Below are 15,838 nucleotides of genomic sequence, written 5' to 3' on the forward strand. Positions count from 1 at the left end.
TATATGCAAGATGGCTATTGCGATTATGCAAAGGGCTTGGGCAAATTTTCACAGCCATGTTCGATTGGGACGATCTTCGCTACTTCTTGGCTGCGGCGAGGGCCGGCTCGTTCAACGCGGCCGCTCAGAGAACGGGCGTTGACACCGCCACCGTCAGTCGGCGCGTGGCGAGGCTGGAGACCGCCCTGAAGGCGACGCTGTTTGTCCGCTCGGCGGCGGGGCTGCAGTTGACCAGCGCCGGCTCACGGCTGCTCGAGGCGGGGCTGCAGGCCGAAACCGCCATGCATGCCGCCGCCCGGTCCGGCGATCCTGAAGCCGCCGGAGGCGCGGTGCGCATCAGTGTCGCCGAAGGGTTCGGCGCGCACGTCCTGGCCCCGGCCTTGCCGGCCTTCCGCCGCACGCGCCCCACGCTGCGGATCGAACTGGCGGCCAATGCCGGGTTCCTGTCGCCGACGCGGCGCGAGGTGGATCTGGCCGTCACCCTGAGCGCCCCCACCGATAGCCGCCTGCTGGTCGAACGCCTGACGGACTATCAGCTGGCTGTTTTCACCACGCCTCAATATCTGGCGGAGATGGGGCCGCTGGACGAGGCCGAGGATCTGCGGCGCTGCCAGATCGTCGGCTATGTCGATGACCTGCTCTATTCGCCGGAACTGCGCTATCTCGACCAGGTGGCGCCCGGCCTCGAGGCGGCGCTGTCGAGTTCGTCGATCCGGGCTCAGCGCGAGATCATCCTGGCCGGCGGCGGGGTCGGCGTCCTGCCGTGCTTCCTGGCCGAAGGGCTGGTGCGGGTGGCGCCGCGCGTCCTGCTGCAGCGCCGCTTCTGGGTCAGCACCCTGCGCGAGGTGGCCGCCACCGCCCGAGTGCGAGCCGTCCGGGCCTGGCTGCAGGACCTCGCCGCCGTTCGCGGCCGGGAGCTTTGTCCCTTCTGACGGCTTTGCGTCACGAACTGGAATTCGCGGGCGCTCCACCATGGTTGAACGGTGCGGCTGGCCAAGGCCGCTGGATCGGGCGAAGCCGTTCCCAGGCGCGCGACAGGCGCAGCACGCCCAGGTCGTCGAACCGCCGGCCGACGATCTGCAGCCCGATCGGCAGGCCCTCGGCGGTGTAGCCGCAGTTGATCGACGCCGCCGGCTGTTCGGTCATGTTGAAGGCCACGGTGAAGCCGATGTGCTCGAACGGCCGGGCCGGATCGTTGGTGGGCGAGGGCAGATGCGCGTCGAAGGCGGACGCCGGCGCGGTCGGCGAGAGCACGAAGTCGAACGGCTGGAAAGCCTTGGCGCCGGCCTCGCGCATCCGCTGGATCTGGTTGAATCCGCGATAGGCCGACAGGCCGTCGGCGCCGCGAGCGGCTCTCGCCCAAGCCAGGATGTAGGGCAGGGCGCGCTCGGCCCGTTCTGGGCCCAGGGCGTCCAGGTCGTTCAGCGAGCGGGTGCGCCAGAAGAGATCCAGGCCGTCCAGCATTTCGCGCGTCAGGTAAGGTCCGAACGGCTCGACAATCGCGCCGGCCGCCTCGAAGGCTTGAGCGGCTGCGGTCACGGCTTCGGCGACTTCCGGCTCGACCGGCGAGCCGACGCCGGCGTCCAGCATCAAGCCGATGCGCAGGCCCCTCAGGTCTATGTCGAGGTCGCGCCAGGCGAGGCTCGCCGGCGGCAGGCTCATATAGTCCCGCCGATCGGGGGCGGACAGCACGGTCATGGCCAGGGCCGCGTCCTCGACCGTGCGGGTCATCGGCCCGGCGCAGCGGCCGATATAGGGTGGATCGATCGGGATGCGGCCGTTGCTGGGCTTGAAGCCATAGATCCCGCACCAGCCGGCCGGCAGGCGGATCGAGCCCCCGATGTCGGTGCCCAGGTGGAGAGGCCCGTAGCCGGCCGCCGCCGCCGATCCGGCGCCCGCGCTGGAGCCGCCGGGGGTCTTGGCCAGGTTCCAGGGATTGCGAGCGAGTTTGTGGAAGCTCGACAGCCCCGACGACAGCATGCCGAAGTCGGGATTGGTTGTCTTGGCCAGGATCACCGCGCCGGCCTCGCGCAGCCGGGCGGCCGGTGGGGCGTCGACGGGTTCGGGGACAAGGTCGCAGGCGGCCGAGCCCAGCGGCTTGGGTACGCCCCGCGTGGCGATCAATTCCTTGATCGTGGCGGGCGCGCCGTCCAGAGGGCTTAGCGCCTCGCCGCTTCGCCAGCGGGTTTCGGAGGCGCGGGCCGCCTCAAGCGCAGCCTCGGCGTCCAGCGCCCAGGTCGCGGCGAGGTGCGGCTCCCAGGCCTCGATCCGCGCCAGCACCGCCGACGTCACCTCGACTGGCGAAAGGTCTCCGGCGGCGTATAGCCGGGAAAGGTCCGTTGCGGTCAGGTCGGGAAGTTCGTTCATGGATCCAGACTAAGACGCTCGCGGGCGGCTTCGCTAGAGGCTGCCCCGCCGTTCCGTCCCTTCTTGAAGATCCAGGGCTCGACCATGGCCGGGTGTCGGACGACCGTTCGTCCAGCCAAAGCTTGGTCGTCCTGAACGGGTCGCGTCGATGCGAACGCCGCCCGTTCGCTGAACCCCCCGACATCCATTTGTGGAGCTTAGCGGATTTCTCGATAGGACTGATTGAAGCGCGACAGCCGCCCCGCTATGTAACCGGCGTCGGAAAAGGCAGATTTGGTCTGGTCAGCCCAAATCCTTTCGGTAACGAAAGCTCTGGTCTTTGGCTTCGAGCCTGGGATCCCCACGGCGAACCCTGGACGCTCTGGCGAGCGCCCGTCGTTCGTCCGCGCGGTCTCAAGCTTGAGGAACGCTCCGGTCGAACATCTTCGACCAAGGAGCGTCCATGCCTATCCATCATCCCTCCACCCATGACGTCATTGTCGCCGGCGCCGGCCCGGTTGGGCTCTTCCTCGCCTGCGAGCTCAGACTTGCCGGGATTTCCGTGGTGGTCCTCGAACGGGCTGCGGATCCGCGGTCTCCGCTGAAGGGGCTGCCGTTCGGCATGCGCGGCCTGTCCGCGCCGACGCTCGAAGCCCTCGATCGCCGCGACCTCCTGACCGCGATTGAAGCCGCACAACGCGTCAACGCGTCCTCCGGCGCCGCCAAGGCCGCGTCGCACTGGATGCAGGCGCCCCGCCGCCCCGCGGGCCATTTCGCAGGCATCCAGTTCTTCCACGAGGATATCGACACCGCGCGTTGGCGGTATCGACTGCCGAGCCCGGCGGGCCTCACCCTGGCCGTTGACATGCACGCTCTCGAAACGGTCCTCGCCGAGCGGGCGACCACCATGGGCGCCGAGATCCGGCGCGGCCTGGAAGTCGAGAGCTTCGACCAGTCGGACGAGGGAGTCGCTGTCCAAGCCGGGGGCGAGTGCTTGCATGGCCGATGGCTGGTCGGATGCGACGGCGGCCGCAGCCTGGTGCGCAAGGCCGGCGGCTTCGTCTTCGCCGGCACGGGCCCCGAGTTCACCGGCTATTCGGTCGAGGTCGAACTGGCCGATCCAGACGCGCTCGCCCCCGGGCGAACCTACACCGCGACGGGGATGTACACCTATGCGAGGCCTGGGGTGATCGCGATGGTCGATTTCGACGGCGGCGCCGCTCATCGCACCCAGCCGCTCACGCCTGACCATGTGCAGGCGGTGCTACGCCGGGTCTCGGGCGTGGACGTGACCCTGACCGCCCTTAAGCTGGCGACGACCTGGACCGACCGGGCCTTCCAGGCGACGCAATACCGCCGGGCGCGCGTGTTGCTGGCGGGCGACGCTGCGCACATCCATTCGCCGCTCGGCGGGCAGGGGCTGAACCTCGGCCTCGGCGACGCCATGAACCTGGGCTGGAAGCTCGCCGCCGTTATCTGCGGCGAGGCGCCCGTTGGGCTGCTCGACAGCTATGGCGCCGAACGCCACCCAGAGGGCGCCCGCATCCTGGATTGGTCGCGCGCCCAGGTGGCGCTGATGCGGCCGACCCCGAGCACCCGTGCGCTAGAAACCATCATCCGCGACCTCATCGCCACCCGCGACGGCGCCACCTACTTCGCCGAGAAGGTCTGGAATACGTCGTTGCGCTACGATCTCGGCGGGGACCATCCGCTGGTTGGTCGGAGCGTGCCCGAGTTCGCTTTCTTGGAGGGCCCGAGGACGAGCGACCGCCTACGCGACGGGAAGGCCCTGCTGCTCGACTTCGCTCCCGGCGCACCGCTTCGGTCGGTCGCGCGCCGCTGGCCAGGGCGGATGTCCTATGTCGCCGGCGAGCTCGCGGATCGGCTGGGCCTAGGCGCCGTGTTCGTCCGTCCAGATGGCGTCGTCGCCTGGGCCAGCGAAACCGCCGGCGATGATGGAGGTCTGTCACGGGCGGCTTCGCGCTGGATCGGTGAACCGTGAGCGAGGACCTAGCGCGTCGACGAGCGCTCCGTCCCCGACCAAGCCGCGGCGAGCGGGCTCACGGCCGCCCTCGTGCCGGCTCGGCCATCGACCTCTCGTTGCCCGCTAAAGGAGAGTGACGCCGTCCCGCGCGCCAACATTTGATAGTCTCCGGCTGGCCGCCCGGCGTGAAATGCAACCTCAGCAACGCATCCGCACTAGTCTTACGCACCGCCGAAGCGATGGCCTGCGAGCCTCGTCCCAAACTTCCGCGGGGCAAAGGCCCTGGCGTCCCCGACGCCGGGGCCGCTTTGCGGCGCATGACCGGAACCGGGCGTCACGCGGGACTTTAGGGACGACGCGCAACTGCGGGACCGGGCGGCGGGAGGCCTGACGTTGATGACGCAAGCGTGTGACGCGCCCGCAAGGCGCCCTGGCGGCTCAGCGGAACCTGAGGCCCACGACCTGAACGTCAATTGGCGTTCGCGCGAACCGATCGCTCGCGGGGCGGTTGGTCTGATCCGGAAGATCGGCGCCGGAGGTCGATAAATGCTTGAGAAGATTCCACGTGGCCTGGGCCATGCCCTTCGAGGTGTTCGCGCTGGCTTCGAGACGATCGCCAGCGAGACGCCGGCCCTGTCCGGGATCGAAGACGTCATCGCGCTGGAAAGTCCCGCTTTCGAAGATGGTGGCTCGATCCCGCCGCGCCACACCGCCGATGGCGAGGGACTGTCGCCGCCCTTGTCGTGGAGCGCTCCGCCACCGACCAGCAAGGCCTTGGTCCTGCTGGTCGAGGACCCCGATGCGCCCAGCCCGGAGCCCCTGGTCCACCTGCTGGCCTGGGACCTTCCGCCGACGCTGCGGACCTTGCCCGAGGGCCAGTTCGCGAGTCCGGACCATGGGGGATTGGACGAGGTTCTGGGGCGGAACGCCTATCTCCGGGCCGCCTGGCTGCCGCCCGATCCGCCCCGGGGACACGGCCCCCACCTCTATGTGTTCCAGATTTTCGCCCTGGCCGAGCGACTGAACTTCGACGGCCATCCCGGCCGGTCGCGGGTGCTGGCCGGCATGGAGGGGCGAGTGCTGGCCAAGGGTCTGCTCCTTGGTACCTACGAGCGGCCCTGAACGCTGTCCCTGTGACCGTGCACGGCGGCTTCAACAAATGTTGCCTGCCGGAACGGGAGACGAGCGTGAGGGGCTTTTGATCCACCGTTGTTCAGGAGTTGGCCGTGTCGATCCAGGAACCCACCTCGTTTGTTCCGCGTCCCAAGAAGACCGCGGACTCAGGCCGTGTCGCTGGCGAAGATCGCGGCTGGACGCCCGGCCGGGAAGCGGCGCTGGACGCGGCGACGCCTTCCAAGACCTTCCGCCTGCCGGGCGGCAAGACCCTGACCGTGGCCACCGACCGCGTCCGCCGTCACGCCCCAGGTTTCCTTCATGCTGGGGCAGAACGCCATCGGTCTGGGCCTGTGGGGCCTGCTGGCCCCCAAGGGCGTCAATCGCTTCCTGGGGCTGAAGAGCTCGCCGCAGGTGACGCAGGCCCTGTTCGGGGCGCGCGAGATGGCGACGGGCATGGCGCTGTTTTCCGACCCGACCAAGGCTTCGGTGCTGTGGGCGCGGGTCGCCGGCGACCTGTTCGACATCGTCCTGCTGCGATCGTTGAACCGGCGCGACAATCCAAAGCGCGCCAACGCCAGGCTGGCCCTCGGCGTGGTGTTGGCCGTGACGGCGCTGGACGTCGTCGCCGCTGTCCGCATGTCGAGCGTCAAGCGCAACTGCGAGGGAGCACGGCCATGAAGGCGATCTGCTGGCAAGGCAAGAAGGACCTCCGCTGCGAGGAGGTGCCCGACCCGATCATCCAGGATCCGAAGGACGCGATCGTCCGCGTCACCTCGACCTGCATCTGCGGCTCGGACCTGCACCTGATGAACGGCTTCGTGCCGACCATGTGCGTTGGCGACGTGATGGGCCACGAGCCGATGGGCGAGGTGGTCGAGGTCGGCGCCGAGGCCCGGGCCAAGGGGCTCAAGGTCGGCGACCGAGTGGTGGTGCCGTTCCAGATGATCTGCGGCGAGTGCGAGCAGTGCCGGGCGGGCAACTATTCGGTTTGCCAGGTCACCAACCGCAACGCCGACCTGGCCAAGGCCTTCTTCGGCGACACCACCGCCGGGCTGTTCGGCTACTCCCACATCACCGGCGGCTATGCTGGCGGGCAGGCGGAGTACATGCGCAGGCGGGGCGGCGGAGTTCCGAGCTGAAGACGTCGGGATCCAGTTCAGCATAGCGCATAGAGCAGCCTCGCGCTTCGACCGCCGTTTCCAGGCGTTCGTGCAAGACATCGACTCCACCGCGCAGGATGGCGCTGCCGGTGTACAGGATCAGTCGCCCGCCCGGAGAGAGCCGCTCCATGCCGGCCGTCGCCCAATCCAGGGACAGGCGCGCGCCGTGCAGGTCGCCGCCGTCCTTGTAGGCGCGCCCCGACGCCCCGGCGATGTATGGCGGATTGCAGACGATCAGGTCGACGGCGGGCGGCGCGGCGTCGAGGCCGGAGGCAAGCGGCGTCTCGACGGGAATTCCGGCGAAGGCGGCGTTGGCGCGCGCCAGGCGAAGGGCTCGTGGATTGACGTCGCTGAGGATGACCCGGGCCGCGGGCGACTGCCGCGCCGCGATGAGCCCGCCAGCGCCGGCGCCGGTTCCCACGTCAAGGATCGTCCGTAAGCCGCCGGTTGGACGTTCCCGGGCGATCAGGTCTGCAAACCTGTAGGTGTCGGGCCCCAGGAAGACAGCGTCGACGCCGTCGGCCGGAAAGGCCGAGTGCACAAAAAGACCACCGTGCACCGTCGAAACGCGAACCGTGCACCGCCATCCGAGATCGTCTTGCACGAGGCCGTCGATACGCCGAAGGATCGCCAAGAGTTCCGGATCGAGAGCGGCGATCTCGAAAGGCCGGTTCCAGCCGAAGATGTCGCGCAGATCGGCTGGCCGCTCATCCAGACGTTCGAACATGCGCCGGGCGGTCGAGCGGTTTGGGGAGACGAACGCATAGTTGCGCGCCGAAAGCGCGTGGAGAAGGTCGGTCAAAGCGTTGAGGTCTTGAGGCATGACTATCCGCATCGGCCAGAAGAAACGTGTCAAACGCCGAACCGGCCGATCGTCTTTTCGCTTTTGCTTGTTGCCGCTTGGAGGCTCGCCAAGAAGCCGATCGCGAGGCCGCAGCGTTTCCGGTGGCGATCCGCGCACACGCGGCGGGTTCTAGGCTTCCGTGACGTGCGTTTGGCCTTGCCTGGAGAGAACCGCGACGCAGGCCTCGCCGACCCAGATTTCCACGTGATCACACGAGGGGTGGTCCTCCAGCAGCTCAAGGGCGTGGGCGGTCGGATCCGGGCAGGCGTCGGCTTCACCGATATCGAGGAAGGTCGCCGCGTCGCTGCGACTTCGCGCGACGTAGGTGTAGAACAGGTCAGTCACCCGAACGAGCCTCCAATCGAAAACGGGGCGTTGGGGAAAGACTGGAAAGTCCAATCGGTTGCGGCGACTAACAAACGTTACTAATCGGACGTCGCCGACATAGGTCGCGATGGCGTCGGGCGCGGCCGGCGCTACCGTCAGGGGGGCAGGATCATAAGGGCGACAAGAGGTTTCTGCCTCCAGCCGCCCTTGAGCCTTGATGATGGCGAGCGTCGCGCCCTGTCGGGAACGAGCCGTGCAAGGGCCTGCGTTTGCGAGTGCGACGATCAGGCGATGCCGGCCCCGCCGGTGACGCCGTAGACCTCGCCGGTGATGTAGCTGGCCTCCTGCGAGGCCAGCAGCACGTAGACGGGGGCGATCTCCACCGGCTGACCCGGACGCCCGAACTGGGACTGCTCGCCAAAATGCTGGACCTTTTCCTGGGTCTGACCGCCGCTCGGCTGCAGCGCCGTCCAGAACGGCCCCGGTGCGACGACATTGGCCCGCACGCCCTGTTTGATCAGCTGCTTGGCCAAGGCCTTGGTGAAGGCCACGATGCCGGCCTTGGTGGTGGCGTAGTCGAGCAGCGTGTCGGACGGCTCGTAGGCTTGCACCGAGGCGGTGTTGATCACCGCCGCGCCCGGCCGCAGGTGCGGCTTGGCCGCCTGGGTGATCCAGAACAGCGCATAGAGGTTGGTCTTCAGGGTCTGGTCGAACTGGTCGCTGTCGATCACCTCGATGTCGGGACGGCTGACCTGCTTGCCGGCGTTGTTGACCAGGATGTCGAGCCCGCCCAATTCCTCGACCGCCTTGGCGACCAGGTCCTTGCAGAAGGCCTCGTCCTTGATGTCGCCAGGCAGAGCGATCGCCTTGCGCCCCGCGGCCTCGATCAGGGCGATCACCTCGCGCGCATCGCTCTCTTCGCTGGGCAGGTAGCCGATGGCGACGTCGGCGCCCTCGCGTGCATAGGCGATGGCCGCGGCCCGTCCGATCCCGGAATCCGCCCCGGTGATCAGCGCCTTGCGACCGATGAGTTTTCCGCTGCCGCGATAGCTTTCCTCACCATGGTCGGGCTGAGGATGCATCTTCGCCGCCAGGCCCGGCGCCGGCTGCGGTTGGGGCGGGAAGGGCGGCTTGGGGTATTGCGCGCGCGGATCCTGCATGCGCAGGCGATCGTCCTGTGTCATCGGGGGGCTCCGGTCTCTTGGGACACCTTCCAAACGACGTCGCCGACGCGCTGTTCCGCCGGATCGTGAAAGGGCTGCGAGTCCGTCGGTCTCGCCGGCGGCCTGGCCTCGGCGGGGAAACCGGGAGGCCAACGCCTTCGGCGAACCCGGGCGGGGATCATCCCGCCCGGGGTCGCCAGCAGCTTGCCCGCGAGCGCAAGACTTGGACGAGGATCAGAACTTGCGGCTCAAGCTGAGACCCCATTCACGGGGGCGGCCGAAGCTGGCCTCCTTCAGGCCAAAGCCGCTCGAAGCGTTGCCCGACACCATGTAGCGCTCGTCCGACAGGTTCGTGCCGAACAGCGCCGCCTGCCAGACCCTGTCGGGCGAGGCGTAGGCCAGCCGTGCGCCGAACAGGTCGTAGCCCGGCTGGGTCAGGTCCGGATCGTTGGCCACGTCGTTGTAGACGGTGCTGTAGCGGGTCCAGTCGACCCGCGCCGTCACGCGACCGCCCCCCGGCAGTTCGCGGCCGTATTCGACGCCGCCGTTCAGCGTCCACTTGGGCGCCTTGACGAAGTGGGTGGCCAGGGTGATCGGCAGCACCTGCCCCGCCGCCAGGCCGGAGCCGACCTCGGTATATTTGGCGTCCATGTAGCCGCCGCCGAAATTGAAGCTCCAGTTGGCGGTCGGCTTGGCCTGCAGTTCGACCTCGACGCCCTTGACCTCGCCCGCCGCGGCGTTGGCCACGAAGTTGCGCGGCGTCTGGTTCACCGTGACCTGGATGTCCTGGTAGTCGCTGAAATAGCCGGCGACGTTGAGGATCAGGCGGCGGTCCAGCCAGGCGGTCTTGGCGCCCGCCTCGTAGGTCAGCAGGGTCTCGGGTTGGTACTCGGTGACCTCGCTGGCGTCGTTGAGCGGCCGGGCGTTGAAGCCGCCGCTCTTGAAGCCCTTGCCGACCGAGGCGTAGAGCAGCACGTCAGGCGTGGCCTTGAACTCCAGGCCGACCTTGGGGGTGAACGAGTTCCAGGATCCGCCTGGCCTGACCTGAGCGATCACGCCGCCGTCGCGGATGCGGCGGTGGTCGAGCACGTAATCCTTCTCGTCCCGGTTATAGCGGGCGCCGACCGTGGCGCTGAGGCGATCGGTCAGGCTCAGGCTGCCTTGGGCGAACAGCGCGTAGGTGGTGCTGGTCACCTTGGTGTAGACCGCCGCCGACGGGCTGTAGGGGGGCGGCGACGCTCCCGGCGCCAGGCCGAGCGCCAGCTTGGCGTAGCCTGAATCGGTGCCGCGCTCCTGGAACACGTAGGCCCCGGTCACCCAGGTCAGGCGCTCGCCGAACGACAGGCCGCTGAGCTGGAATTCCTGGCTGTATTGGGCTTGGACGTCGTGATTGAACGTTTCACGGAACGTGAAGGGCGTGTTGTCGCCATCGCGGGCGAAGGTCGCTTTCAGGCCGCGCACGGCCGTGATGCTCTTGAAGCTGATCTCGCCCAGGTTCCAGTCCACCGTCGCCGAGCCGCCCCACAGGTCCAGATCGTTGATGTTGGGGCCCGTGCCGTAGGTCGTGAACGGGCTGTTGGTCAGGAACGACGTGTTCAGCGTCCTGGCCCCGTTCGGCGCGGTGATCCCCAGGCCGGGCGCGACATAGGTGTTGAAGTTGGCCATGAACGGCCCGACCGCGAAGCCGGGGACGGCGCCGATCACCAGCAGTTTCTGCGGCGCGGAGTGTTCACGCGCTCGCGTATAGTCGGCCGACAGGCTGACGGTCACCGCGTCGGAGGCTTCCCAGCGCAGCTGGGCGCGGGCGGCGGTGGCGTTGCGGTCGCCCAGGTCGTCGCCGGTCAGCAGGCGCTTGCCATAGCCGTCGCGGGTCAGCCGGGCCGCCGACAGCCGAACCGCGACCTTCTCACCGAGCGGGATATCCACGTGACCCTTGACGTCCAGTCGGTCGTAGCTGCCCGTCACGCCCTCGATCTTGCCGCCGAACTCGTCCTTCGGCTGATCGGTGGTGATGATAACCGCGCCGCCGATGGTGTTCTTGCCAAACAGCGTGCCCTGCGGGCCGCGCAGCACCTCGATGCGGCTGACGTCGAAGGCGTCCAGCGTGCCGCCGATCGAGCGGGCATAGTAGACGCCGTCGACATAGACCCCCACGCCGGGGTCGCTGAAGATGGCGAAGTCGTTCTGGCCCACGCCCCGGATGAAGACGGTGGCGTTGTAGTTGCCGCCGCTCAGCGCCGCCGCGCCGTCGAAACGGATGCTGGGGGCGAACTTGGCGATCTGGTCGACGCTCTCGACGCCCCGGCTTTCCAGCGCCTCGCCGGCGAGGGCGGTGACGGCCACGGGGGTGTCCTGCAGCCGCTCCTCGCGCCGGCGGGCGGTGACGACCACTTCCTCGATCTGGACGGCGGGCGTTTCGGCCTGGGCGGCGTTCTGGGCGAAGGCGGGCGACGCGACCGCCTGGACCCCGGCGGCGGCGCAGATCAGCAACCCTCCGGCGCGCAGGCAGCCGGAAGTCTTCTTATTCCTGGGCATCAGTTTCCTCCTCATACGTCGATTTTTCCCGACGGATCCCGAGGTGTCCGCCGGCACGCGCATTTTGTTATGAGTACTAACTATTTCAGATCATGATTGTATGCCGCATACAATCGTTGATGAGCAGGCTGGCGTCCATTCGAAGAACGCTGTTGCGCGATGGCCACTGGCGGCGGCTGGCGTCGCCGCCGCGAATCCGCGCGGCGTGGTACGAGGATGGAAATGACAGGAAAGAGCCGGATGATCGAGGCGAGCGGGCGCAAGGAAACCATCGAGTCCGTCTCGCTGGGCGGCCTGGAGACCACGGTCGGATTCCTGCTGCGCCTGGCTCAGGTTGCGGTCTTCAAGGATCTGCTGGCCGCGCTGAAACCGTTCGACCTGCGCGTCACCGATCTTTCCGTCCTGCTGGTCATCGAAGCCACGCCCGGCCTGCAGCAGCGCGCCATCGGCGAAGTGCTGCGTATCCAGCGTCCCAACCTGGTGACCATAATCGACCAGCTCGAGGCCCGTGGGCTGGTGCGGCGGGGGCCGGTGCAGGGTGACCGCCGCGCCTACGCCCTGTCCCTGACGAAAGAGGGCGAGGCGCTGCTGCAGGAGGCCAAGATCGCGCACGCCCAGCACGACCGCAAAGTCCTCGACGCCCTCGGCGACGTCGACAAGGCGCAGATGCTGGCGGCTCTGGAGCGGATCGCCGCCCTCTGATTTCGCGTCGAGGGCGCGTGGACCGTGGAGGGGTCAGTCGTCCGAACGGGGACGGGTTGCCAACCAGAGGCTGACCAGGCCGCCCGCGGCGATGACCGGCACCAGCGCCAGCAGCACCTGGTTGGAGGATCCGCCGGCTCCGATCAGAGCGGCGGCCAGCAGGGGGCCGGCGGCCGAGCCGAGCCGCCCCATGACCACGCCCGCGCCCACGCCCGTGCCGCGCAGGCGGGCGGGATAGAAGCCCGGCGCCAGGCCATAGACTACCGACTGCACGCCCGACACGGTGGCGCCCAACGCCGCACCGACCACGAGGAACACCGCCAGCGAGGCCGGCGCGCCGGCCGCCACCGTCACCGCCGCGGCCGATGCGCCGAACGCGCCCAGGATCGTCAGCGTGCGCCAGCGGCGGTGATCCATCAGCCAGCCCGTGGCGACGCTGCCGGCCGCGCCCGCCAGGTTGAACGCCATCTGGATGAGCCCGGCGTCGGGGCGGCTCAGGCCTCGCCCGATCAGCAGGGACGGCAGCCAGCTGAGCAGCAGGTACATGATCAGCAGGGCCAGGAAGAATGCGATCCACAGGAGCAGGGTGGTGAGGCCTCGGCCGTCGCCGGTGAGGGCCTCGACGAAGCCCGACTTCTGGTCGCCGACGGTGGCGACCTGGGCCTTGGGAGAATTGGGCAGCAGGGCCAAGGCCAGCAGCAGGGCCAGCAGCGGTCCGACGCCGCCGACGAAGAAGATCATGCGCCAGTCCGAGGGATGCGCCCCGGCCAGGCTCACGAGGCTGGCCATGGCGCCGCCGCAGGGCATGCCCGCATAGAGGAAGCCGACGGCGCGTCCACGCAGCTTGGGTGAAACGCTTTCGGCCACGATGGCGATCAGGTTGGGCAGGGCGCCGCCCAGGCCCACCCCGGTCAGGAAACGCGCCAGCAACAAGCTGTTCAGGTCATGAGCCAGGCCCGTGGCGATCGACAGTATGCCGAACGCCGCCACCGACACCAGCAGCGTGGCCTTTCGGCCAAAACGGTCGGACAGCCGCCCGCCGATCGCGGCGCCCGCCATCAGGCCGAAGGTGCTGATGCTGAAGAACCAGCCGAGATCCTCGGGTTTCAGGTGGAGGTCGGGGGCCAGGCGCGGCGCGGCGACGCCGGCGGCCTGGAGGTCGAACCCCTCGAACAGCGCCAGAAGGCAGCAGACCGCGACGGCGACGAGGCCGCCTTTGGCCCGGGACGCGGATTGTTCGCCAATGGTCATCGGGTCTCCTGGTGTTTCCTCGACGTCGAACTCTGCGGTCCGATCGGGTTGGTGTTCGTTCAGATCAGCCGAGCTTGGCTATCACCTCGGCCGCTTCGGTGAAGGCGGTGTTGGCGGCGGGCACGCCGGCATAGATGGCGATCTGCATCAGCACCTCCTTCAGCTCGTCCTCGGTGAAGCCGCCCTGTTCCAGGCCGGCGCGGACGTGGAGGCGGAACTCTTCCCAACGGGCCAGACTGGCGCAGATCGCCAGCACCAGCAGGCGGCGCGTACGATGGTCCAAGCCCGGGCGGCTCCAGATCTCGTTCCAGGCGTAGCGGGTGATCATCGCCTGGTAGTCGGCGGTGAACGCCGTGCGCTTGGCCAACGACTTGTCGACCCAGGCGTCGCCCAGCACCTTGCGCCGCGTGACCAGGCCCGCTTCGAACAGGACGTCCTTGGCGTCGCGAACGGCGGTTCCGTGGAGAACCTCGGCCAGGAAGCCGCGCACCGCGCCGGCAAGGGCGGCCGGAGCCTCCAGGCTGGGCAGGTGGGCGCCCTCGACCACGGCGTGACGGGCGCCCGGGATGGCTGAGACGATCCGTTCGGCATGGCCTTCGAACGGTGTCGCCATGTCCTTGGCTCCGGTGAGAACCAGGGTCGGCGCGGAGATGGCTGGCAGGGCCTCCAGCAGGGCCATGTCCCGGATCGCCGCCCCGCAACCGCAATAGCCATCGGGGTTCTGGGCCAGCATGCCCGTGCGGACGGTTTCGACCACCTCAGGATGCTTGGCGCGGAAAGCGTCGGAGAAGAAGCGGCCCATCACCGCCTCGACGATGGCGGAGAGCCCCTCGGCGCGGATCAGGGCCAGGCGCTGGTCCCAGGTCGAGGGATCCATCGCCGGCGAGGTGCAGGCCAGCACCAGGGCCTCGACCCGTTCAGGGGCCTTCGGCGCGAGCGCCATGGCGATCATCGCGCCCAGCGAGGTGCCGCAGATCGACGCCTTGGCCGCGCCCGCAGCGTCCATCACCGCCAGAACGTCGTCGGCCAGGAGGTCGAGGCTGTAGTCGCCGGCCGGCGCGTCCGAGGCGCCGTGGCCGCGGGTGTCGATGCGCAGGACGCGGAAGTCGGGCGTCAGCATCGGCACGACCAGGTCGTATAGCGAGAGGTCGCAGCCGATCGAGTTCAGCAGCACCAGGACGGGCTTGTCGGCCGCGCCGTCTGCCCGCCAGTAGATCCGGGCGCCTTGCGAGAGGGCGAAGGGCATCAGCGGTCCTTTCGGTAGGCGGTGAGGGTCCGGCTGACCAGGGCCACGGACTCGCCCGTGTCGGCGCCAATCCGCGCCGCCGTCAGATTGGCGGCCATGCGGTCCGTATCGATGTCCAGACCCTCGACGACGACGGCCATCGCCGCCACGGCGCCGTGGGTCAGTTCAAACAGCTCGGCCAGAACGGGGCCCTCGGCCTGCCAACCGCCCAGCCCGCGCTCGTGCTGCTGGGGCAGGGCGGCCACGATGGTCGCAGCCAGATGCGGCGCGCGAATCGCGGCCGAGAGCGCGACCTGGCAGCCGGTGGGATTACGCTTGTGGGCCATGGCCGAGGAGCCGCCGCGTCCGGCGACCTTGGGTTCGAAGGCCTCGGAGACCTCGGTCTGGGCCAGCAGCGTGATATCGCCGGCGATCTTGCCGACCGCGCCGGTCAGGATGGCGAGGCTGGAGGCCAGGCCCGCCAGGCCTTCGCGGCGGGCGTGCCATGGCGTTTCGGCCGCGGGCAGGCCAAGCAGGGCGGCCAGGCGTTCGGTGACGTCCTGGGCTAGACCGTCCAGGCCGGCCAGCGAGCCTGTCGCCCCGCCCAGTTGCAGCTGGATGGCGGCGGTCTCCCGCTCGAAGCGGGCCAAGGCGCCGGCCACGCCCTGCAGCCAGCCGGCGACCTTGAGGCCGAAGGTGATGGGCTGGGCGGCCTGTAGCAGCGTTCGGCCCAGCATGGGCGTAGCCGCATGCCGCTCGGCAAGGACCGCCAAGGCGTCGGCGAGACGTCGGGCGTCTCGGACCACCAAGGCGGCGCCGACCTTGGCCTGCAGCATCAAGGCCGTGTCGGCCAGATCCTGGCTGGTCGCACCCTTGTGGACCAGCTTGGCGACTTCGGGATCCGCGATCCGTTCGCGGATCAGCGCGACCAACGGGATCGCCAGGGTTCCGGCGTGGGCCGCCGCCTCGGCCAGGCTGTCGACGTCCGGAAGCTCGGCGCAGGCGGCCGTGATCGTCTCGGCCGCGACGCTCGAGATCAAGCCTGCCTCCGCCTGGGCTCGGGCCAGCATGGCCTCGAACGCCAGGGCCGCCCGCAGCAGGGCCTCGTCGCCGAACGCGGTCAGCATTTCGAGCGTCGAGGCCGGACGGTCGCGCAGCAGGCAGCTCAAGACGGCGACTCCCTTT

Annotated in this window: 14 protein-coding genes; 6 read left to right on the forward strand and 8 right to left on the reverse strand. The window is 68.9% G+C overall.

From position 1 onward, the window contains the following. The first annotated feature begins 56 nt into the window (after window positions 1-56). Complete coding sequence (locus G3M57_RS10600) at window positions 57-932, forward strand: LysR family transcriptional regulator (RefSeq protein ID WP_056760107.1); 876 nt, start codon at window positions 57-59, stop codon at window positions 930-932. 10 nt (window positions 933-942) lie between these two features. Here the strand turns inward: G3M57_RS10600 and G3M57_RS10605 are convergent, their stop codons facing one another. Beyond that, window positions 943-2,367: an amidase gene (locus tag G3M57_RS10605; protein WP_163230397.1), complete on the reverse strand. Its 1,425-nt coding sequence runs from the start codon at window positions 2,365-2,367 to the stop codon at window positions 943-945. A gap of 442 nt (window positions 2,368-2,809) precedes the next feature. Here G3M57_RS10605 and G3M57_RS10610 point away from each other — a divergent pair, with 442 nt between their 5' ends. The 4 genes from G3M57_RS10610 (at window position 2,810) to G3M57_RS10625 (ending at window position 6,585) form a co-directional block, all read left to right on the forward strand. Further along, a complete protein-coding gene (locus G3M57_RS10610) occupies window positions 2,810-4,348 on the forward strand; it encodes an FAD-dependent monooxygenase (RefSeq protein ID WP_163230399.1) in 1,539 nt (512 codons plus the stop codon). Window positions 4,349-4,876: 528 nt separating this feature from the next. After that, on the forward strand, window positions 4,877-5,452 hold the full coding sequence (locus tag G3M57_RS10615; RefSeq protein ID WP_163230401.1) for a YbhB/YbcL family Raf kinase inhibitor-like protein: 576 nt from the start codon (window positions 4,877-4,879) through the stop codon (window positions 5,450-5,452). 312 nt (window positions 5,453-5,764) lie between these two features. Beyond that, complete coding sequence (locus tag G3M57_RS10620) at window positions 5,765-6,124, forward strand: hypothetical protein (protein WP_163230403.1); 360 nt, start codon at window positions 5,765-5,767, stop codon at window positions 6,122-6,124. Next, window positions 6,121-6,585, forward strand: coding sequence for an alcohol dehydrogenase catalytic domain-containing protein (locus G3M57_RS10625; protein WP_230983781.1), 465 nt, complete (start codon window positions 6,121-6,123; stop codon window positions 6,583-6,585). The genes G3M57_RS10620 and G3M57_RS10625 overlap by 4 nt, the downstream gene beginning before the upstream one ends. On the opposite strand, the gene G3M57_RS10630 is transcribed toward G3M57_RS10625, so the two are convergent. The 4 genes from G3M57_RS10630 to G3M57_RS10645 all read right to left on the reverse strand — a co-directional run bounded on the left by G3M57_RS10630 (window position 6,518) and on the right by G3M57_RS10645 (window position 11,475). Then, window positions 6,518-7,429, reverse strand: a complete 912-nt coding sequence (locus G3M57_RS10630; protein ID WP_163230405.1) for a methyltransferase — start codon at window positions 7,427-7,429, stop codon at window positions 6,518-6,520. The genes G3M57_RS10625 and G3M57_RS10630 overlap by 68 nt on opposite strands. Before the next feature lie 150 nt (window positions 7,430-7,579). Next, on the reverse strand, window positions 7,580-7,795 hold the full coding sequence (locus tag G3M57_RS10635) for a hypothetical protein (RefSeq protein WP_163230407.1): 216 nt from the start codon (window positions 7,793-7,795) through the stop codon (window positions 7,580-7,582). A gap of 266 nt (window positions 7,796-8,061) precedes the next feature. Then, the gene (locus G3M57_RS10640; RefSeq protein WP_163230409.1) at window positions 8,062-8,961 is read right to left on the reverse strand and encodes an SDR family oxidoreductase; all 900 of its coding nucleotides are present in this window, start codon (window positions 8,959-8,961) and stop codon (window positions 8,062-8,064) included. Between the two features lie 213 nt (window positions 8,962-9,174). Further along, window positions 9,175-11,475, reverse strand: coding sequence for a TonB-dependent receptor (locus tag G3M57_RS10645; protein WP_163230411.1), 2,301 nt, complete (start codon window positions 11,473-11,475; stop codon window positions 9,175-9,177). A 240-nt stretch (window positions 11,476-11,715) separates the two neighbouring features. Here G3M57_RS10645 and G3M57_RS10650 point away from each other — a divergent pair, with 240 nt between their 5' ends. Further along, complete coding sequence (locus G3M57_RS10650) at window positions 11,716-12,177, forward strand: MarR family winged helix-turn-helix transcriptional regulator (protein WP_056760132.1); 462 nt, start codon at window positions 11,716-11,718, stop codon at window positions 12,175-12,177. A 33-nt stretch (window positions 12,178-12,210) separates the two neighbouring features. Here the strand turns inward: G3M57_RS10650 and mhpT are convergent, their stop codons facing one another. The 3 genes from mhpT to pcaB form a co-directional block, all read right to left on the reverse strand. Further along, entirely contained in the window at window positions 12,211-13,428 is a 1,218-nt protein-coding gene (gene mhpT / locus G3M57_RS10655; RefSeq protein WP_163230413.1) for a 3-(3-hydroxy-phenyl)propionate transporter MhpT, read from the reverse strand. A 64-nt stretch (window positions 13,429-13,492) separates the two neighbouring features. Next, on the reverse strand, window positions 13,493-14,674 hold the full coding sequence (gene pcaDC / locus G3M57_RS10660) for a bifunctional 3-oxoadipate enol-lactonase/4-carboxymuconolactone decarboxylase PcaDC (protein ID WP_163230415.1): 1,182 nt from the start codon (window positions 14,672-14,674) through the stop codon (window positions 13,493-13,495). Further along, complete coding sequence (gene pcaB, locus G3M57_RS10665; protein WP_163230417.1) at window positions 14,674-15,822, reverse strand: 3-carboxy-cis,cis-muconate cycloisomerase; 1,149 nt, start codon at window positions 15,820-15,822, stop codon at window positions 14,674-14,676. Before pcaB ends, pcaDC begins: the two co-directional genes overlap by 1 nt. Between the last annotated feature and the right edge of the window lie 16 nt (window positions 15,823-15,838).

Origin of the sequence: Caulobacter rhizosphaerae, assembly GCF_010977555.1 — a bacterium.
GTDB classification, from domain to species: domain Bacteria; phylum Pseudomonadota; class Alphaproteobacteria; order Caulobacterales; family Caulobacteraceae; genus Caulobacter; species Caulobacter rhizosphaerae.